Below are 20,842 nucleotides of genomic sequence, written 5' to 3'. Positions count from 1 at the left end.
CAAAACTCCTTTGGATTTTTGCAAGAAATTATAAGAATAATTTAGTCAAACTTAGATAAAATCCGCTATTTTGATTTTGATAAAGGATAACTATGGTTGATGAAAGAAAGCAAAAAGCGATTGAACTTGCCCTAAAGCAGATTGATAAAGCCTTTGGTAAGGGGGCTTTGGTGCGTTTGGGTGATAAGCAGGTAGAAAAGATAGATTCTATCTCAACAGGCTCTTTGGGGCTTGATATGGCACTTGGGATTGGCGGTGTGCCTAAGGGGCGGATTATTGAAATCTATGGTCCTGAATCTAGTGGAAAAACGACTTTGAGTTTGCAGATTGTTGCGGAATGTCAAAAAAATGGCGGAATCTGTGCCTTTATTGATGCTGAACACGCCCTTGATGTGTATTATGCCAAGCATTTGGGTGTGGATACGGAAAATCTGCTTGTATCTCAACCTGACACAGGTGAGCAGGCACTAGAGATTCTAGAGACGCTTACACGCAGTGGAGCGGTGGATTTGGTGGTGATTGATTCGGTGGCAGCCCTTACGCCAAAGGCAGAGATTGAAGGGGATATGGGCGATCAGCACGTGGGACTACAAGCAAGGCTTATGAGCCACGCTTTGCGTAAGATTACAGGAATCTTGCATAAGATGAATACGACTTTGATTTTTATCAATCAAATCCGTATGAAAATTGGCGTTATGGGCTATGGTAGTCCGGAAACGACAACGGGTGGCAATGCGTTGAAATTTTATGCGAGTGTAAGGATTGATGTCCGCCGCATTGCGACATTAAAGCAAAATGAGCAGCAGATTGGTAACCGCACGAAGGCAAAAGTGGTGAAAAACAAAGTCGCACCGCCATTTAGAGAGGCGGAGTTTGACATTATGTTTGGAGAGGGCATTAGTCGCGAGGGCGAAATTATTGACTATGGCATTAAGCTTGATATTATTGATAAAAGTGGTGCGTGGCTTAGCTACAATGATAAAAAGCTTGGACAAGGGCGAGAGAATGCAAAACTGCTTTTAAAAGAAGATAAGGCATTGGCTGAAGAAATTACGCTTAAGATTAAAGAGCAGATTGGGGCGAAAGATGAGATTATGCCTTTGCCTGATGAGCCAGAAGCTGAATAGATTCTAAAAATAAAACTAAAGGAGTAAAAATGGTATATATTGAATGTATTGACGCACAAGAGGTTATGGATAGCCGTGGGAATCCAACGATTAAGGCAATGGTAAGATTAAGCGATGGCACAAGGGCATCTGCTATCGTGCCAAGTGGAGCAAGCACAGGCAAAAGAGAAGCTCTAGAATTGCGTGATAATGATAAAGAGCGTTATTTAGGCAAGGGTGTGTTAAATGCGTGTGCGAATGTGAAAACGGAGATTAATGCACAGCTTAATGGCGTATCCCCTTATGATCAAAGCAAGATTGATTTGATTTTGAAAAAAATGGATGGCACAGAGAATTACTCAAAGCTTGGGGCAAATGCGGTTTTAGGCGTGAGTATGGCGATAGCTAGGGCAAGTGCGCAATCTTTGCGTTTGCCTTTGTATCGTTATCTTGGCGGGAGCAATGCTCTTACTTTGCCAACGCCTATGTTGAATATCATTAATGGTGGCTCACACGCGGATAACACGGTTGATTTTCAAGAATATATGATTATGCCTTTGGGCTTTGATAGCTTTGCGGAAGCCTTGAGAGCGTCAGCTGAAGTGTATCATCACCTTAAAGCCATTCTTAAAGAAAGCGGACATATCACAAGTATTGGCGATGAGGGTGGCTTTGCGCCCAATCTTAAGACAAATGAAGAGCCTATTGAAGTGATTCTAAAAGCGATTGAAAGGGCAAAATATAAGCCTATGGAGCAGATTGCCATCGCCCTTGATGTGGCAAGTAGTGAGCTTGTAGGCAAAGATGGGAATTACCATTTAAGCGGGGAAGGCAAGGTGCTTGATAGTGCTGGAATGATTGAGTATTATGAGAATCTTGTAGCAAAATATCCCATTGTATCCATTGAAGATGGCTTAAGCGAAGATGATTGGGAGGGCTGGAAGCTTTTAACTCAAAGGCTTGGCGATAAGATTCAGCTTGTGGGTGATGATTTATTTGTAACGAACAAAAAGATTTTACAAGAGGGCATTGATAAGGGCATTGCTAATGCGATTTTGATTAAGCCAAATCAAATCGGCAGTGTGAGTGAGACTATGCAGTCTGTGAGATTAGCCCAACGCAGTAATTATAAATGTGTAATGAGTCATCGCAGTGGGGAGAGCGAAGATGCTTTTATTGCGGATTTTGCCGTGGCGTTAAACACGGGTGAGATTAAAACCGGCTCAACGGCTAGAAGTGAGAGAATTGCAAAATATAATCGTTTGCTTGAGATTGAAAGGGAAGTTGGCGATACAGAATATATTGGCAAGACACTTTTTAAACGCTAGGGCAGGGCGATGAGTGAGGCGGAAGAACTCTTAGAGAAAAGCTCAAAATTATGGCGGTTAGCTTATACTCATCGTGTGTGGTTTGTGCTTTTTGGGATTCTAGTCGGCATTGGGCTTTATTTGGGATATTTGCTTTTTGGGAATAACTCTGTGGAAGTGCTTGTGCGATTAAAGGCACAAAAGAATGCTCTTATTAATGATTCAAAAATGATAGAATCCCAAAATGCAAATTTACAAAAACAAATCTTTGAAATAAGGGGGCTAAAGCCTTGAAAAAAGTAATGCTTTGCCAGATTCTATGTTGTATGTGTCTGTGTGGTGTGCTGAATGGGCGAGATGACCCATTTCAGTCTGTTATTACCCCAAAGCGTGAAGAGCATAAGCCCCCAACACTGCACCAAGACCCACTCTCAAGTGTGGAGTTTGTCCTGCCTAGCACGGCTAGGATTTTAAAAAGTGTGCAAATAAGTTACCAGAATCTTGATGGCTCCATTGAGACAAAAATTATTCAGCTTGATGAGAGTATTGACTGGCATTATCCATTAATGATAGCTCAAAAAGCACAAGGTGCGACATATTCTAGTGAAAATCGCTTTAAGCTTGGGGAGTTTGAACTTGTAGTGAATAGAAACAGTATTTTTATTGCTACACGCAAGAAAATGCTACGAGATTTTGTCCTGCCTGAACCTTATCGGCTTGTGCTTGATATTGAAGGTGTGAAAAGCAATGAATCTCAAAAGATAAAGCTTGATAAAAAGTATTTTAGCGATGCGGAGATTTCCACGCACGAAGGCTTTTATAGAATCTCCATTGGGCTTGATGGACGCTATAAGCACACTATTAAGCCTCAACGCGATGGATTTGTGATTACTTTGGAGTAGGTTGAAGTGGAAAATATCGTTCTTATTGGCTTTATGGGGAGTGGGAAAACAACGATTGGCAGGGAGATTGCTCTGCTTGGGGGGAGATTCTTACTTGATACTGATGGGCTGATTGAACAAAATATGGGCAAGAGTGTGCGAGAGATTTTTGCTTCTGTTGGAGAAAAGGGATTTAGAAAGATAGAATCTCAACTCATTTTGTGGCTATCAGCCAATGTCAAAAATGCAGTGATTGCTACCGGTGGCGGAATGCCAATTTACAATGATGTGCATTATTTGGGGAAAGTCTTTTGGCTTGATGTGGGATTTGAAAGCATTATTAAAAGATTAGATTCTATTGAGAAAAAAAAGCGTCCTTTGTTTGAAGATATGACAAAGGCACAGAGTTTGTTTAATGAACGCAAACCAATCTATGAAAAACAAGCACAATATGTCATTGGTGGTAGTGCCAAGCCCACTGAAATTGCAAAAAAAATCGTATCGCTTATGAATGAGCGTGTAATCTAAAATAAGGAGTAAACACGATGGAATTTATCAATCTCAAAGCACAATATCAAGCCTACAAATCAAGCATAGATAAGGCAATGCAAGATGTGCTAGATTCATCACAATTCATTATGGGAAGTGCGGTTGGTGAGCTAGAATCTGCATTAGCCAAATATAGCGGGGCAAAACACGCCATTGCGTGCAGTAGCGGGACAGATGCGTTGATTTTAGCGTTGATGGCACTTGATGTGAAAAGGGGTGATGAGGTAATCACCTCGCCTTTTAGCTTTATTGCGAGTGTGGAGGCGATTATGCTGCTTGGGGCAAAGCCTGTTTTTGTGGATATTGATGAGAAAACTTATAATCTTTCTAGCTCAAAGTTAGAATCTAGCATTACAGACAAAACAAAAGCGATTATTCCTGTGGCGATTTTTGGGCAAATGGCGGATATGGAAAGCATAAATGCTATTGCTTCAAAGTATAAAATCCCCGTGATTGAAGATGCTGCACAAAGCTTTGGGGCAACTCAGATTCAAGGTAAAAATCAAATCAAATCCTGCAATGCCTCCCTTTTAGCTACAACAAGCTTTTTCCCAAGCAAACCTTTAGGCTGCTATGGCGATGGTGGAGCGGTATTTACAAGTGATGATGTGTTGGCAGAAAAGTTACGATACTTGCTAAATCACGGACAGACAAGGCGGTATGAGCATAGCTTTATCGGGCTAAATGCAAGGCTTGATAGTATCCAAGCCGCCGTGCTTCTAGCTAAGCTTCCGCATTTGGATAGTGAGATTGCTAAGCGTCAAGAAATTGCTAAAGTATATGATGAAAATCTCCGCTCTGTCATCACGCCTTTTGTAGAATCTTACAACACAAGTGCCTATGCACAATATAGTATTCGCTCTACTGATAGAAAAGGCTTAACACAAAAGCTAGAATCTGCTAAGATTCCTTATGCGGTGCATTATCCTATCCCCCTGCATTTGCAAGAGGTGGTTACAAGGCTTTATCCTTACAAAAAAGGCAATTTTCCTATAAGTGAAATGGTAAGTGAAGAGATACTCTCACTCCCTTTTAGTCCATTTTTGACTAAAGAGGAGCAACTTAGCGTAATAAAGGCGGTAAATGGGTAAGATAATCAAAATTGCCCTTTTTGGCATTGGGAAAATGGGGCAAAATCACTTAAGAATCTTAAGTATGCTAAAAGATGTTGAGGTGGCATTTTTATATGATGTGAATCTTGAGCTGTGTGAGAGCTTGAGTAAAAGCTTTGGCATTAAGGTGTTAGAAAATCTTGATGAAGATTTGAAAGATTGCGATGGAGCTATTATCGTAACACCAACTTTCACGCATTTTGATTACGTCAATAAAGTGAGTGATTATGTCAAAAATATTTTTGTGGAAAAGCCCCTGACTGATACGCTTGATACTACACAGATAATCCTTGATTTAGCCAAGCAAAAATCACTCAATATCCAAGTAGGCTTTATTGAACGCTACAATCCGGCCATCATTACGCTTCAAAATATTCTGCGTGATACTAAGATTGTCAATATTGACTTTACCCGCACAAATAAGATGAGTTCTAGAATCACAGATGTAGATGTGGTGATTGATTTGATGATACACGATATTGATTTGGCATTGCATTTTAATGGCGATATTGCGGATATTTACGCTCACGGCGTGGTAATGGAGGGAATGATAGAATACGCTAGGGCGTGTATTATCCACAAAAATGGGGCGTTTTCTAATATCGTAGCAAGTCGCATTACCGAAAAGCGTATCCGTCAAATCAGCGTAACAACGCATAATGAATACATTGACTGCAACCTTTTGAGAAAGGAAGTCTTTGTTGATAAACAAAGTGTAGAGCAAAGGCTAGATAGCGTATCTATCAGTGCTAATACCGAGACGATTGAAGTAAGGGGGCAAGAATCGCTTTTTTCAGAGCTGCTTGATTTTGTGAATCTGTGTAAAGATTCTGCATCTAACCCTTCACTTTCTACTCCTACTAAAATTAACCGACCCAATCAACACGATGGTATGAAGGCTATGCAGGTAGCCTATAAGATTCAAAGTCTTATCCACAATGCGAATAAATCCTAAGGCTTCAATCTTCAAAAAGGGGGATATATGCTAAAGCTATCATTTGTGTTTGGTGTATTGTTTTTCGTGTTAATGTTTTCTACTCAAGGTTGTTATGAAGCCCCAACACCCCCACCTGTTGATATGCAATTTGGCGATAAGCAAAAGTTTTACAAAGACCACCCCGGAGCGTGTGGCAGGGGGAGCTATTATATCCGCGAATGTGGATTTTAGAATCCGGGTTTGTCTTAAGCGTAAAGTTATCAATCACTTTTTTATCTCTCTTACTGCGTAGCTTTAGATTTAGTGTATTAAAAGTGTTGTTGTTCTAAAAGGGTTTCATAACGAAAAAATCACCATTAGATTCTTATCTACAATGTTACTTTTATACCCACAGATTTTGCTTAATTTTTATTAAAAATATTAAAAAAGTAATATTTGCCTTTACTTTTTATACTTCACTTGTCTTTGTAAAGCAAAGATGAATTTTCTAAAAAAGGAGTGCGTATGCAGCAAAATGTATTAAACGCAAAGGTGTTAGATATGGCGTGTGAGATGATAATTGCACAAGATGAGATCTTGCGGTTATGTCTTAATGTGTTAAGCGATGAGCTAAAAAGGCAAAATTGTTCGCTTAAAATATGCCAAGATAGTGAAATGGCGGAATATTATATGATATGTCAGCCGCAAGAAAAGCCCGGATTTAGCGTGGTTATGGGCTATTTTGCTGGGGGATTTTGGAGCGGGGTAATGTATATAGAGAGCGAGAAACTAGAAAATAATGCTAGCAAGCTAGAATCTTTACAAAAGCATTTTAGAGCTAAAAATATCGCCATAGATTTAAATGCTGAAGAATGCGTGTTTGTAGAATTTAGTGCGATTACAAATCTAGGCTTTGTAGAGTTTAAACAAAAAAACCTAGAATCTTTGCCTAAAAATCTAACCCTGTGTCAAAAGCTTAACGCCACTCTAGGCGATTTTGCCTAGATTCCAAATTTTCGCACCACGATTCTAAAAAGTGGTGGGAGAATAAGCAGTGTAAGCATTGAAGAGGTAACAAGCCCCCCTAGCACCACCACCGCTAGGGGCTTTTGCACTTCGCTTCCAACACCTGTGGATAAAAGCATAGGGATAAGCCCAAGTCCGGCGATAAATGCTGTCATCAAAACCGGACGCAACCGCCGTTTCGCTCCAATCACCACAACATCATTAAGATCATACCCCTCTTTTAAAAGCTGTAAGAAATAGCCCACCATCACAACACCATTAAGCACGGCGATTCCAAAAAGGGCGATAAAGCCAACAGATGCTGGGACGGAGATGTATTCGCCTGAGATAAAGAGCGAGATAAGCCCACCGGTAACGGCAAATGGGATATTGAGCAAAATCAGCAAAGATAAAGGAATGGATTTAAAGGTAAAAAATAAGATAAAAAAGATAGCTAAAATGCTTAGTGGAATAACGGTTGAAAGCCGCTTGTTTGCACGCTGTTGGTTTTCAAACTGCCCACCATAAGTGATAGAATAGCCCTCTGGCAACTGCACTTGTGCGGCGATTTTCTGCTTTGCCTCTTCCACAAAGCCTCCTAAATCTCGCCCTATGACATTGCTCCGCACAACGCTATACCGCTTACTTTGCTCCCTTTGAATCTGCACAGGTCCATCAATTTCTTCAATATCGGCTATTGAGCTAATGGGCACGGAATTGCCATCAGGAGAACTCATTTGTAGGCTTTTAAGTTTAGTAATATCAGAGGCAATATCGGAATCTTGGCGAATGATGACGGGGATTCTTGCAAAACCTTGAGGAATATATGTTACCATAATGCCCTCTAAGCTAGAGCGCATAAATTTTGTAAATTCATCACTAGAGATGCCTGTATTTGCCATCACAGAATGCCAAGGTGTTACATAAAGATAATTTACTCCTTTATTGAAGGTAGTAAAAACCTCTGATGAACCGCGAATGTCTTTAAGAATATCTACAATTTGAGCGCTTAATTCATTGAGTTTTTCAATTTCTAAACCAAAGATTTTAATCGCTAAATCCCCGCGCACACCTGTAAGCATTTCCGAGATTCTCATATCAATTGGTTGCACAAGAGCAATATTCATACCTTTAAATTCGCTAATGATATCACGAATTTTATCTTCTACTTCTTCCATATTTTTGGCTTGCCATTGTTCCTTTGGCTTAAAGGATATAAATGCATCAGTTTGGTTAAAGCCTGCCGGGTCAAGCCCCACTTCATCAGCTCCTGTTCGCCCAACAATACTTTTAATCTCTGGCACACGCGCTAAGAGTTCTTTTTGCATTAAAAGTATTACATCACGACTTTGCTCCAAAGAAATAGAGGGGCTAGATTCTATATTAAGCACAAGGTCGCCCTCTTGGAGAGTGGGCATAAAAGCACTTCCGATGAAGGGAAAAAGTGAGAAGCTAAAAACAAGGAAGCATGCAGCACCTACAAGCAAGAGTTTTGTTTTTGTAAGGGCAAAATTGAGCATAGGCGCATACATCTTATGAAAAAATTGTGTGAGTTTTGTCTCGTGGTGTTGAGTAGCTTTTAAAACAAAAGAGCTTACCACAGGGATTACTGTCATAGAGAGTGTTAATGAGCCCAGAAGAGCAAATACAATCGTTTGAGCTAAGGGAACAAAAAATTTGCCCTCCAAACCTTCAAGCGTAAGAATTGGGACAAAGAAGATAATAATGATGAGAATTCCACTGAATACAGACACAGAGATTTCTTTACAGGAGCGGTAAATAGTGTGGAGCTTTGGCGAGTTTTTGGTAAGACTTAGTTTTTCAAAGGCATTTTCAACCATAACAACCGCAGAATCTACTAAAATACCAACTGCAATGGCAAGTCCGCCAAGACTCATTAAGTTTGCAGAAATGCCATAATGGCGCATCATTACAAAGGCTATAGCTATGGAAAGGGGCAAAATTACACTCACAGCAACAGCTGCGCGCACATCACCCAAAAATAAAAAGAGCAAAATTACAATGAGCACCACAGCTTCAGCAAGGGTTTTGATAACATTATTGACTGCTTTTTGTGTGAGTTCGGATCGGTCATAAAATACTCGGAGTTCTGTGCCTTGAGGTAATTCGGCTTTGAGTTCTTCTAGTTTTACTTTAATTTCGGCGATTGCATCGCGCGAGTTTGCGCCTTTGAGAGAAAGCACTAAACCTAGAGTTGTTTCTCCTTTGCCATCAATAGTTGTAAGCCCAAGTCGAGTCATATGGCTTTCAATCACATCGCAGAAATTCCCCACACGCACGAATCCAAACTTTGTGATAATGGGAATGCTTTTAATCTCTTCTATGTTTGTAGAGCCTGTTTGTATTTTTACAAGGAAGCTCTCTCCATCGCGTGATACGCGTCCAGCCCCGTCATTTTTAAGATTTGCTTCTAACACCTGCTCCAAATCACTGATAGTGATTCCAAGTCGTGCCATATCATCAAAATCCGGCACAATCGCAATGGCTTTGGCATAGCCCCCTAGGCGATTGACATCAGCTACACCTTTGATATTTCTCAATGCTGGGCGGATGGTAAAATCAAGGAGCTGGCGTTTTTGCACTTCAGAGATAGAATCATCAGTGCTTTCAATAGTAAACATAAACATATCGCTCAAAGGCGTTACAATCGGTGCTAGTCCCCCACTCACGCCGGAAGGTAAATCGCCCATAGCCATTGAGAGCTTTTCATTGACCATATTCCTAGCCAGATAAATATCTGTGCCATCATTAAAATCAATAGTAATATCAGCGATTCCATATTTTGAAAGACTACGCAGACTTTTTTGATTTGGCAAACCAAGCAGTTCTAGCTCCAAAGGACGCACGACACGATTTTCAACTTCTTCTGGTGCCATTCCTGGTGCTTTGAGAATGATTTTTACTTGCGTAGAAGATACATCAGGAAAAGCATCAATGGGAATTGTAAGAAAGGAATATGTCCCAAATATAAAAAGCATAATCGCACTAAGGATAACAATCATTCGTTGTCGTAGGGAAAATTCAATAATTTTTGCTAACATCTATTGTCTCCCAAGCCCGTCCATCATACCTTTAAGGCTTATAATATTACCTGTGGCAATTTTCATTTGATTATTTAGCCCTTTTGGGTTAATCACAAAGCTATTATCTCGCTCTTCTACTTTTTCAATTTTTGTTGGCTTAAATCCTTTGGCTGTTTGGACAAAAATAAGATAATCGTTGCCATTTTTTATAACCGCAGATGAGGGGATAAGAATAGTCCCCTTAGGCAGCAATCCATCAATATATACTTCAATCATCTCGCCCACTTTGAGATTGGTATCACGGATATTTGCGGTGGCAAGAATAGTATTTGATACCTTATCAATCACAACTGATAAGGCTTCAATCTCGCCGATTTTATTGCCATCATCATCAAAAAGTGGCGCACCTTTTTGGATATTATGCGAGAGATGAAGTGGAATCTTAATGCGTCCAAGTAGGCTGTTGCTTGTTTTTTCTGTATTTTTTGAGATTCTCACATAAGGTGTAAAAGCCTCTATTTTCTCCCCACTTTGCTTTGGAGCCACGGATAAGATTCCAGAAGCTTTTGCAACAACTGGAAAGCCATATTTTCCTTGAGCACCATTTTTAATAAAATTTGGGTCAATACCCAATAAATCTAGCTTTGATTTGATTTCATTGAGTTTTAAACGCAATTCGTTCATAGCGAGGTAACTAAGCTGGTATTCACGTTTTGAGATAACACCAGCTTTATAGAGTGATTTATCTTTGCGTTCGTTTTCGGAGGCAATTTTAAGACGTTCTTGGGCATTGGTAAGTTCAAAAAACATCGCACTTAAGTCATTAGAGCTAATATCGCAGATTAAATCTCCCTCATTGACACTCTCACCCTCGCGCTTATAAATATTTACCACAATAGCATTAAAACTTGAGCTTTGTGTGCTTGAAGTTTTATCATCAAAGTCGATAAGCGCATTAAAGGGCACGCCTTTAGTGTTAAAAGCTTGATTGAGAGCAATAACTTTTATACCATTTTTGGCAATTTCTTCTTGAGAGATTGCAATTTCTTCAAAACTAAAAGCAAAATGTATAAGCAGTGCTGGAAGCAGCCAAAGGGATTTAATAGGATTCATTTTTGCTCCTTAGATGTGTTGATGTGGGGTTTTATTTGCGACTCTTTAGCTTCAGTGAGATTGAGCACGGAACTCAGTGTTTCTTCTAGTTTGGCGAGTGTTTGGACATAATCGCGTTTTGCTTGAGTGGTGGCAATCATAGAGTTGAGATGTTCATTTTTCACGCTCAAATACTCAAACGCACTTGTTTTTCCTGCTTCATAGCCAATGCGCGCAATTTCGCTAAGCTCGGCACGATTATTTTCATTATCTTTTGCTAGGGCTATAATCTCTTTTTTATTATCAAGCTGTGCTAGGTAGGAGTTGGCATTAGTCAATAAAGAATCTTTTAGAATCTCACCTTCTCGTATAGAGCCACTTTGCAAGGCAAGATACATTGCCTTTTGATTGCCATATTTTGTCGTCAGTGGAATGGGAATCTTAACTTTTGCAACAATGCCTTCACTTGATTCTGAAGCCACAACGCCCCCGCCAATCTCAATACTATCAAACCGCGATTGTGAAGCGACACTTGCACTATATTGATAATCTTTTACATCAAGGGCAATGATGTCAAGGTAGAGATTCTGGGCTAGGTGCTTTTCAAGGTTAGCATTATCAAATTGCAAAAACGCAAACTCCAAACCATCAACGACTAAATCGCTATCCTGCGTGGTAATGCCTAAAATGACTTTCAGTGCATTTAGGGCGTTTATCATATCAGTATGCGAAGTTTTAAGGGCTACTTTTGTAGCTAAAAAATCGCTTTTAAAGAAAAGGTATTGTGATTTGCTTATGCGTCCGGCTTCATACTGCACTTGCGAGATTTTGAGCTGATTTTTGGCATTTTCATAGCGGTTTGTGTAGATTTGGTGCTGCTCTTTTAAAACAAGGTAGTCTAAATACAAACGCTTCGCGGTGATAAGCGCTAGGCGTTTGGTAAGCTCATAAGACTTCTCCTGCCTTAGAATCTTATTTTGGTAGCTTTGTGCTAGAGTGTAGGTTACCCACGGCAGACGCGGTGTCAGCATAAGCAAAATGGTATTTTCAAGCTCTTTGCCCCCACTTGGTGATTTGACTTGACTAGTCTCTGCATCTACATAGCTTGCATTCCACGATCGCATTGCCTTGCCCTCATACAAAAGGCTTTGGGTTAAAGCACGAGATTTGGCAAGGTTGATAGAATTTTTCTCAACGCGTTCTATAAACTCATTAAGATTCAGTGTTTGTTTATTTTTGGGCGTGTGGATATGGAATTCTTCTTCAAGCTTGTTAAAATCTACAAATTCAGAATCTGCATATATAAAGCTTACGCACAAGAATAGGGCGTAAAGATATTTCATTAGAATGTCCTTATTGATTTTTGGGGGTTTATTATAGAGTATTTTTTCACATTTTTGATAATGTTTTACATTTTTTTTACATTTTAATGTTTTAAACTTTTCTTAAAGTCTCGCAAAAGGGTGTTGAAGCGATTGACATATACAGGATTCTTAGCGTTTAGGTATTCGCTAATCATAAGAATCTGCTTTTGATTAAGGCTTGTGATAATCTTCACACACACATCGCTAAATTCCTGCTCATCTGAACCATACATAGATTCATCAAGCATTTGTGTGTATTGCGTGAAGATTTTTTGGTCGCGTTCATCTTGCTTCTTGTCTTCAATGAGCTTATCTCTCATATCTTCTAACTCTTCTGTGGGAAGATTTTTAAGATAATTCTTAGAATACATTCCTGTTAAGGATAGGACTTCAGCAACAAGCTGAAGCTTTTCTGGTGTGTTGTTGAGATATTCTTTATAAGTGTCATTAAAGATATTTTTAGACATAAAATTTTTGACAATACGCAATTTAAAATGTGCCATATCAAGAATTTGCTGTTTTTTTGTCTCATCACTTAACTCTTGGATTGTATTTTGTAGTCTGTGCGTGTCGTTGCGGATTTTTTCATAGTGATTCATCATTACTTTGTATTCTTCAATGGGCAGTTCTTTAAGGTGTTTAGCAATCCTATCAAGCAAAATTTCTTGAAACTCACGATAGGCAATCCGCAAGATTCTCTGCAATTTATGAGCAGATACATTTTTGATACTTAGCGTTAAAATATCAGCAATATCCGTATAGCTAAAATCATCAAATCCCCCCTTGATCACATCAATAAGGGCAAGTGTGTCTTTGGCATTTTCACAGACTTTGAGCTTAAGCTCACCAATATCAGCCTCATCAAGTGTGCTTGTTACGACAAATTCATCTTCATTCATATAGTTTAAAAAATTAAGGGTATTCTCGCGGGTGTCTTTTTCATAGAGCTTTATCATATCATCTTGCTCAAGTCTGTCAAGTTCCTCTTGTGTGTGCCCTTGGCGAAGCAGAAAGGCTTTCACTTGTTTTATGTCATTTACATCATTCATACAAAGCCTTATAGATTTTTACCATATCAATATGTGAATCTTCATCGTGCATACGCAGGATACTCACTCCATTTTGCAACGCACATAAATGCAGTGCCAAGCTCCCTGCTAGTCTATCTTGTGTGTCTCTACCGGTAATTTCTCCTATGGTGTTTTTGCGACTAGCCCCTACAAGCAATGGGAATCCAAAGTGCAAAAAATGCGATAAATGCTTAATCAACGCAAGATTCTGCTGTGTAGTTTTTGCAAAGCCAAAGCCAATATCAAGGATAATCTTTTCTATATTATAAGCTTTACATTTTTCTATTTTTTCTGCAAAGAAGCTGTCTATTTCGGCAAAAATATCATCATATTGCGTGAGATTCTGCATTGTCTTTGGTGTGCCTTTGGAGTGCATAAGTATCACTTTGGCCTTATGCTTTTGTGCGACTTTAAACATCTCTTCATCTGCAAAACCGCTAATATCATTAATGATTGTAAAGCCCTTGCTTAGGGCATAATCAGCCGTCTTAGGATTATAAGTATCTATGCTAAATTCTGCTTTTTCATAAAGCTTGTTTGTGTGGATATACTCAATCACGGGCTTTAATCGCATAATCTCACTTTGTGAATCTATAAGCTCACTGCCCGGACGAGAACTCGCCCCGCCAATGTCAATAATGCCTACTTCTTTTGCTAAAAGGGCGTGGATTCTATCCTTTGCTCCTTGTGTGTCTTTACGCGAACTAGCATAAAAGCTATCAGGCGTTACATTGACAATCGCCATAACACTAGCGCGTATTTGAGAATCTGCTTTAGATTCTTTATGAGATACTTCGCTCCGCTCAGTATGACAAGGTATAGAATCTAAATGGGCTTTAAGCTTGAGCCTTAGCTCTTTTAGCCCAAAGGGCTGGTAGGCAAGCTTGTGGATAAGCTTTTCAAGTTGAGCGTGTGTCATTATAAGGATAGCTTTTTTCTCGCCCTGATGTTTGATGCAGCCTCTCGGTGTGGCACAATCCCCGCCAATGCTTAAAGCTTCTTGTTTTAAAATATTTAAAGCTTCAAAGCTTAAATCCTTAATCTCAAAGCCTAGAATCTGGGACTTTTTACTCATAATTTTCTGCCCGATTCTATCCGCACCTACTTGTTTTATGGCTTGTGGAATGGCGTGGGTATTGATTTTTTGCACTCTTACTTCTTGTGTTTTCATTGTAGGCTCTTTTGTTTTTGGTAGATTCTAAGCAGTAGAGGCAGGAAAATGTAGTTATGCTTTTCTGTGGCGTCATTTTGATTAAGCTTAATGGCTGTATCAAATAGGCTTAGCTCTCTTTGTGTGAGTTTAATCTTTGTCTCACTTAATGCAAAAAGCAAAGATTCTATTTGGAGTTTTGTTTCTTCCTTGCTTGGGGCTTTACCCTCATTTTGTTTGCAAAAATGATAAATCTCTTGGAGATTAAGCTTTTTTACATTAAGGGCAAAGGGTGGTAGCTCTAAGTGGCTTTTATGTGTGATGATACGCATTCTTGAGCGGATTGTAGGCAATAGGGCATTTTTGTTTTTTGCTATAAGGATAAATTGAATCTTGCTAGGTGGCTCTTCAATGATTTTAAGCAGGGCATTTTGTGCGGCGTGATTGTATTTGTTTGCTGCTAGGATTATAAGGCTTTGTTTCTCGCGTGTAAGGTAGCTTTGTGTGATGACTTCCTTTGCATCATCAATCTTAAAATCTTCTCTTTCAAATACTTCAACATACTGCTCTTCATAGCCCAAAACAAGCTCTTCAATGAGTGGGGCAAAATGCTGTGTGATGTGAATGATACCTATCATATTTGCCCTAAATATCAAGTGATATTTTATCAAGCATTGCCGCTAGAATCGCCCTATCAAAGAGCTTAAAAAGATTGAGTAATTTGTAGTCTAGCTTCTCATCAGTGGAGCTAAAAATATCATTTTCATCAAAAATCCAATGCCAACCTTGCTGATTGTGTTTAGCAAATTCTGAGCGAGCATTTTTTTTGCCAATATACCAAAAATGGTAGTTACTATACATCATCTCAAGCATATTGATAAGCGGCATAAAGCCCTGCATACCGCCATCTTTGCTGCTAGAATCTATCATATCGTGCAAGTGTTTTATTTGCACGATGGGAAAAAACGGACGCCCCTTGTGATGCTGATTGATATGTGTGATGATATAGTCCCCAAACCACTCTCTTTGCTCGTCTGTAAGGACTATGACACTACCACCTTGAAGGATATGCTTCAAGGTCCTTGTCATATTTGGCAGGACTAAAAATCGCTTTTCTTCAAGCCAACCGCTTGTAATGCCATTTTTTTCATCATTGCGAATCGTATTTAAAAACCAATCACTGATATTCTCCATAGATTCTCCGCTTTTATTCTTCTAAGCGATATACGCTGTGAATCTTCCGCACTGCTGTCTCTGCAAACTCTGCGTTAATAATCATTGAGATTTTTATTTCACTTGTGCTTATCATCATAATGTTAATATTATCTTCTGCTAACGCCTTGAAAGCCGTGCTAGCTACCCCAGAGTGAGATTTCATACCTACCCCTACAATAGAGACTTTAGCAATGTCATTATCATACTCTATGCTGCCAAAATCATCTTTAAATTTTTCAAGCACTTGTTGTGTGAGAGCGACTTCAGTTTTTGGGATTGTAAAGTCAATATCGGTTTTGCCATCGCGTCCTATGGTTTGGACAATCATATCTACATTAATATTATTATCAGCCAAAAGCCCAAAAATATCCGCAGCAATGCCCGGGCGATCTTGCACATCAGCAAGGCTTACTCGTGCTTGATTCTTATCTAATGCCACGCCACTAACGATTGGTTTTTCCATAATGTCCTCCTCTTTGGTAATCAGTGTGCCTTCACTTTGACTAAAAGAACTTGCCGAGATGAGCTTGACATTGAGCTTTTTAGCTAGTTCCACAGAGCGATTAAGCAGGACTTTTGCCCCCATAGACGCAAGCTCTAGCATTTCATCATAGCTTATTTTTTCTAGCTTTTTTGCGTTTTTGACAATGCGTGGGTCGGTTGTGTAGATTCCATCTACATCGCTATAAATCTCACATACAGATGCGTTTAATGCCCCAGCTATCGCCACGGCTGATAGATCGCTCCCTCCCCGTCCAAGTGTCGTTACTTCTCCGTGCTGACTTATCCCTTGAAATCCAGCCACGACTACGACATAATCTTGATTTAAAAGATGAAAAATTTTTGTGGTATCAATGTATTCAATCCGTGCTTTTGTGTGAAACTCATCAGTGATTATCCCAGCTCCTCGCCCACTTAGCGAAATAGCCTTAACCCCCATAGATTCTAAAGCAATGGCTAAAAGAGCGGCAGTTACCCGCTCCCCGGAACTTAGCACCATATCTACTTCACGCGTATTTGGCAGTGGGGTAAAATGCTGTGTGAAGTTAATGAGCCTATCTGTCTCCCCACTCATCGCACTTACCACAACAACAAGGCTATGTCCTTGAGCTTTGCTCTGTAAGACGCGTTTGGCGACATTGCTTATCCTATCGCAATCCCCCATACTTGTGCCACCATATTTCTGCACAACTAGCATAACAATCCTTGCATTATAATCCTTAGTGTGTAAAATAAGTCCGCAATCATAGAATCTTCTTGCTTAAAATTAAAGATAACCTTCTTTTTTGAAATGCCCCAGCACCTGTTTATACACTTCTTTTTTAAAGTGCGTTGCCCTTTCAAACAAGCCTTTTTGGGATACAAACTCATATTTGTCAAATTCGGGGTGTTCTGTTTGGATATTTATCGCATTATCATTTTTTAGTCGCACAAGGAAGTATTTTTGAATCTGCCCTGCAAAGCCCACATACATTTTTTTTGCCATTGTTTTTGGGAAGTCATATTGAATCCAATGCGGACATTCACTGAGCACCTCTACTTCATCAGTGCCAATCTCCTCTCTTAACTCTCTAAAAAGGGCTTCCCTAGGGCTTTCTCCCTCGTCAATCCCACCTTGTGGAAACTGCCACGCCCCCTTAATATCACAGCGTTGGGCGATGAAAAAGCGACATTCCCTAGGATACACGCTTGAGAGTAGCACAGCAGCGACATTTGGACGATATTTTTTTGCTTCATTACCCTGTGTTGTGTTTGAATCCATACTCATAGCCTTTTTTGTCTTACCATTTTGCTCGGTATTATAAGGTATAATGCCTAATAATGAAGTAAGAAGAGAATCTATAAGTATTTACAATATATGAAGGATAAAAAATGTTACTTTATATTCATATACCTTTTTGCTCTAGCAAGTGTGGGTATTGTGCGTTTAATTCTTTTGTGGATAGAGAAGGTGAGATAGAGGCGTATGTTAGGGCATTGCGTGAAGATATACGCAATAGCCTTAGGGGCAATACGCAGAGTATCACTTCTATTTTTTTTGGTGGTGGGACGCCAAATTTTTTAGATTCTAAGTATTATGATGAGATTTTTGAGAGTATTTATACAAATGCGAGTGTGGCTAAGGATTGCGAGATTAGCCTTGAATGCAATGTGAATCTACTCAATCTTGCGTGGTGTAAAGACTTGCTTTCGCTTGGGGCAAATCGCTTGAGTGTTGGGATTCAAAGCTTTGATGAAAACAAACTTGCCTTTTTACAAAGGGAACACAAAGCAAAAGATATTGCGTTAAATGTGGAATATGCCTTCAGTGCGGGGTTTAAGAATGTGAGCTGTGATCTTATCACAAATACGCCCCTAGATTCTAAAAAGATAGTTGAAGCTGATATTACAAACGCCCTGAATCTGCCTATATCGCACATTTCTGTCTATGCTTTAAGTATTGATGAAGGCTCACGCTTTGCCCTAGATTCCAAACGCTTTTCACAAGATTTAGAATCTAAAGATGACTTTTGCTTTTTTGCTAGGGAGTTGCTAGAAAAGGCGGGATTTTATCAATATGAAGTGTCAAACTATGCTAAAGATTCTAAGTTGGGGGCGGATTCTAAGCCAAATGGAGATTCTAAGCAATGCAAACATAATCTAGGCTATTGGCAGGGCAAAGAATACATAGGCTGTGGGGCTGGAGCTGTAGGGAGGCTTGGCAATAGGCGAATGAAAGCGTATCCGCAATTAGTAAATTATATAAAAACACCACGCAAAAGGCTCGTTGAAGCTTTAAGCCAAAGGGATTTATGTATGGAAAATATTATGCTTGGGTTGCGTTGTGCTATGGGTGTTAAGATGAGCGTTTTGGAAGAGTTGTTTATAGACAAAGTGGCGATGGAAAAGCATATAGGATTCTTACTTAGTGGGGGCAAATGCCATATACGCAAAGAAAAGAGTGAAGATTTTTTAGTCGCAAATGAGCTATTTTTGAGCGATGAGATAGCTTTGTGGCTATTAGCTAGAGCGTGAAACACAGGCGTGGTGATAAGTGTCAATAATGCGTTGGATATTATAGTTTTCACACACAAAATCCCTTGCATTTTGCCCCATTATCTCCCTTGTGGTGGAATCTAAGGCGATAAACTCTCGCATAGCATTTGCTAGGGATTTTGCATCACGCACTTCACACAAAAAGCCATTAGAGCAGCCATTGTCAAACTCTCTTACTAAATGCTTGCAGCCACTTGCATTGCTTGTGATGATGGGTTTGCCCATACTCATAGCCTCTAGCAAACTCACACTTACCCCTTCTCTATAGCTTGGCAGCACCACGCAAGAGCTAGATTCTAAAAATGGGCGGACATCGCTTGCTGCGCCTAGATACTCTATAATCCCTTGCTTTTGCCACTCTAGAATCTGCTTCCCACTTATCGCGCTAGGATTTTCACAATCACTAGCTCCCAAAAGTTGGAAGCGGATTTTAAGTGGGAATACAAACGATAGTTTCCCCCCATTAGATTCTACTTTATTAGCTTCTTTCATAGATTCTTGCACCATTTTTGCGGCTTCTACAAACTCGCCCACGCCTTTATCCCATAGCATTCTAGCGATGAGTAAAAAGACTATTTCTCCTTGCTCCTGTGCTTTGACATCGCTGTTTTTAGGGGAAAAATACTCCGTATCCACCCCCTCACTATCAAGCAAAAAGGCTTGATTTTGTTTAATTAACTTATATGATAAAAATTCTTGCTTATCATCATTGTTTAAAAACCACACTTCTTGCGTTTTTTTAAGGGCGAAGCGATACATAAGGCATACGATAGAGCGTAGCACACGCTTTTTTATACTGCAATTTTTGCCCTTATCGTTGATAAACACATAGCCAAGTCCCGTGATGAGCGCGATATTTGGGATTTTTAGGAAATTACACACGCTTGAAGAGTAAATGGCTGGTTTTATCGTGTAGTTAAACACTAGGGCTGGGCGTATTTGCTTTAGAAGTTTGTGGAGCATAGTGATGGTGCGGAAGTCTTTTAGCGGATTAAGGGATCTAGAATCTAAGTAGAGATTATGTGTGCTAAAGCCTTCTTGCTCTAAAGATCTTGTGCTAGAGTCAAAAGGGGCGATGATATGGATAGCAAAGCCGCTTTTTTGCAAGGACTTTAGGACTTGGAGGCGGAAGTTATACATTCCAAAGCAAGTGTTACTCACAAACACTAGCTTTGTGGGTGATTGGGTTTTGCTGGTTTTTGGCGTTGGCTTTTGGCTGGTGGATTCGCTTATATTTGCGGCGTTTTTATTGTGAGATTCTGCGTTAGCAGAATCCATAAAATCAATGGTTGCACACTTTAGTGTGCTGCTTTGAAAGCGTTGTCTGGGGATTGGGGGGTGTAAGGGGTGACTTCGCAATTCAAGCCCCCCTGTCCCCCCTTGGAAAGGTGTATCGCAAAGCAATCTGGAATTTGGGTTGAAAACCGAATTTGCCACAGCAAAAGAGGATTCTAAGGCTTTTTCAACATATGTATCAATAATCCGCGCTATATCAAAACGCCCTTTCACAAACGCTCTAGCATTTGCTCCCATTTGGGCGAGTGTAAGTGTATATGGAAGTTTGTTTGAGATAAGCAAAGAGATAGCTAGGGCTAGGGCATTCACATCTTTTGGTGGGATAAGGATACCATTTTGCCCGATAAGAAGATTTTTATAAGGTGTGAAAGGCGGAGCGACACACTCCTTACAACCTGCGATATTTGTGGTGATGATAAGTTTACCCATATTCATCGCTTCTAGCAACACCCTAGGCACACCTTCTTTATAGAAGCTTGGCAGCACCACACAAGAGCTAGATTCTAAAAATGGGCGGACATCTTGTGTGCTGCCTAGATACTCTATAATGCCTTGCTTTTGCCACTCTAGAATCTGCTTCCCACTTATCGCGCTAGGATTTTCACAATCACTTGCCCCTAAGAGCTGGAATCTAGGGAGTTTAAAATGTTTTATCCCTAAAGACATTGGTGTGCCTTTAGGATAATGAGATTAAAGAGA

General features: G+C 39.8%; 20 protein-coding genes. 10 read left to right on the top strand and 10 right to left on the bottom strand.

The window, feature by feature from the left end; genetic code table 11:
* The first annotated feature begins 92 nt into the window (after positions 1-92).
* The 9 genes from recA (at position 93) to LS74_RS04880 (ending at position 6,876) form a co-directional block, all read left to right on the top strand.
* On the top strand, positions 93-1,127 hold the full coding sequence (gene recA / locus LS74_RS04920) for a recombinase RecA (protein WP_002957268.1): 1,035 nt from the start codon (positions 93-95) through the stop codon (positions 1,125-1,127).
* A gap of 29 nt (positions 1,128-1,156) precedes the next feature.
* Positions 1,157-2,434 carry a phosphopyruvate hydratase gene (gene eno, locus LS74_RS04915; RefSeq protein WP_115025689.1) on the top strand — a complete coding sequence of 426 codons (1,278 nt, stop codon included), beginning with the start codon at positions 1,157-1,159 and terminating at the stop codon, positions 2,432-2,434.
* A 9-nt stretch (positions 2,435-2,443) separates the two neighbouring features.
* The gene (locus LS74_RS04910; RefSeq protein WP_034587738.1) at positions 2,444-2,707 is read left to right on the top strand and encodes a hypothetical protein; all 264 of its coding nucleotides are present in this window, start codon (positions 2,444-2,446) and stop codon (positions 2,705-2,707) included.
* Positions 2,704-3,315 (top strand): AMIN domain-containing protein, encoded by a 612-nt coding sequence (locus tag LS74_RS04905; RefSeq protein WP_034587740.1) that lies wholly within the window; start codon positions 2,704-2,706, stop codon positions 3,313-3,315. Before LS74_RS04910 ends, LS74_RS04905 begins: the two co-directional genes overlap by 4 nt.
* A 6-nt stretch (positions 3,316-3,321) precedes the next feature.
* Positions 3,322-3,822, top strand: a complete 501-nt coding sequence (locus LS74_RS04900) for a shikimate kinase (protein ID WP_034587742.1) — start codon at positions 3,322-3,324, stop codon at positions 3,820-3,822.
* A gap of 17 nt (positions 3,823-3,839) precedes the next feature.
* Positions 3,840-4,934 (top strand): DegT/DnrJ/EryC1/StrS family aminotransferase, encoded by a 1,095-nt coding sequence (locus LS74_RS04895; RefSeq protein WP_034587743.1) that lies wholly within the window; start codon positions 3,840-3,842, stop codon positions 4,932-4,934.
* A complete protein-coding gene (locus LS74_RS04890; RefSeq protein WP_034587745.1) occupies positions 4,927-5,910 on the top strand; it encodes a Gfo/Idh/MocA family protein in 984 nt (327 codons plus the stop codon). The genes LS74_RS04895 and LS74_RS04890 overlap by 8 nt, the downstream gene beginning before the upstream one ends.
* A 27-nt stretch (positions 5,911-5,937) precedes the next feature.
* Positions 5,938-6,123, top strand: coding sequence for a hypothetical protein (locus LS74_RS04885; RefSeq protein ID WP_034587746.1), 186 nt, complete (start codon positions 5,938-5,940; stop codon positions 6,121-6,123).
* 273 nt (positions 6,124-6,396) lie between these two features.
* Entirely contained in the window at positions 6,397-6,876 is a 480-nt protein-coding gene (locus LS74_RS04880) for a hypothetical protein (protein ID WP_034587748.1), read from the top strand.
* Here the strand turns inward: LS74_RS04880 and LS74_RS04875 are convergent.
* The 9 genes from LS74_RS04875 to LS74_RS04835 form a co-directional block, all read right to left on the bottom strand.
* Complete coding sequence (locus LS74_RS04875; RefSeq protein ID WP_034587750.1) at positions 6,873-9,938, bottom strand: efflux RND transporter permease subunit; 3,066 nt, start codon at positions 9,936-9,938, stop codon at positions 6,873-6,875. The genes LS74_RS04880 and LS74_RS04875 overlap by 4 nt on opposite strands.
* On the bottom strand, positions 9,939-11,033 hold the full coding sequence (locus tag LS74_RS04870; protein WP_034587752.1) for an efflux RND transporter periplasmic adaptor subunit: 1,095 nt from the start codon (positions 11,031-11,033) through the stop codon (positions 9,939-9,941).
* Positions 11,030-12,355 (bottom strand): TolC family protein, encoded by a 1,326-nt coding sequence (locus LS74_RS04865; RefSeq protein ID WP_138128860.1) that lies wholly within the window; start codon positions 12,353-12,355, stop codon positions 11,030-11,032. The genes LS74_RS04870 and LS74_RS04865 overlap by 4 nt, the downstream gene beginning before the upstream one ends.
* A gap of 83 nt (positions 12,356-12,438) precedes the next feature.
* Entirely contained in the window at positions 12,439-13,425 is a 987-nt protein-coding gene (locus LS74_RS04860) for a hypothetical protein (RefSeq protein ID WP_034587268.1), read from the bottom strand.
* Positions 13,418-14,617: a dihydropteroate synthase gene (folP, locus tag LS74_RS04855; protein WP_034587266.1), complete on the bottom strand. Its 1,200-nt coding sequence runs from the start codon at positions 14,615-14,617 to the stop codon at positions 13,418-13,420. The genes LS74_RS04860 and folP overlap by 8 nt, the downstream gene beginning before the upstream one ends.
* On the bottom strand, positions 14,614-15,234 hold the full coding sequence (locus LS74_RS04850) for a DNA polymerase III subunit delta' (protein WP_034587264.1): 621 nt from the start codon (positions 15,232-15,234) through the stop codon (positions 14,614-14,616). The genes folP and LS74_RS04850 overlap by 4 nt, the downstream gene beginning before the upstream one ends.
* Before the next feature lie 7 nt (positions 15,235-15,241).
* On the bottom strand, positions 15,242-15,790 hold the full coding sequence (locus tag LS74_RS04845; protein ID WP_034587263.1) for a HobA family DNA replication regulator: 549 nt from the start codon (positions 15,788-15,790) through the stop codon (positions 15,242-15,244).
* 13 nt (positions 15,791-15,803) lie between these two features.
* Positions 15,804-17,009: an aspartate kinase gene (locus tag LS74_RS04840; RefSeq protein WP_034587262.1), complete on the bottom strand. Its 1,206-nt coding sequence runs from the start codon at positions 17,007-17,009 to the stop codon at positions 15,804-15,806.
* Positions 17,010-17,078: 69 nt separating this feature from the next.
* Entirely contained in the window at positions 17,079-17,573 is a 495-nt protein-coding gene (locus LS74_RS04835; RefSeq protein WP_034587261.1) for an RNA pyrophosphohydrolase, read from the bottom strand.
* 110 nt (positions 17,574-17,683) lie between these two features.
* Here LS74_RS04835 and hemW point away from each other — a divergent pair, with 110 nt between their 5' ends.
* Positions 17,684-18,826, top strand: coding sequence for a radical SAM family heme chaperone HemW (gene hemW / locus LS74_RS04830; RefSeq protein ID WP_034587259.1), 1,143 nt, complete (start codon positions 17,684-17,686; stop codon positions 18,824-18,826).
* Here the strand turns inward: hemW and LS74_RS11280 are convergent.
* Positions 18,812-20,809, bottom strand: coding sequence for a glycosyltransferase (locus tag LS74_RS11280; RefSeq protein ID WP_052086412.1), 1,998 nt, complete (start codon positions 20,807-20,809; stop codon positions 18,812-18,814). The genes hemW and LS74_RS11280 overlap by 15 nt on opposite strands.
* Positions 20,810-20,842: the final 33 nt, after the last annotated feature.

Origin of the sequence: Helicobacter magdeburgensis, from assembly GCF_000765825.2 — a bacterium.
In the GTDB taxonomy this organism is placed as follows: Bacteria; Campylobacterota; Campylobacteria; order Campylobacterales; family Helicobacteraceae; genus Helicobacter_C; species Helicobacter_C magdeburgensis.
Note: the sequence above shows the minus strand (reverse complement) of the source record. Positions and strands in the feature narration are given on the sequence as shown.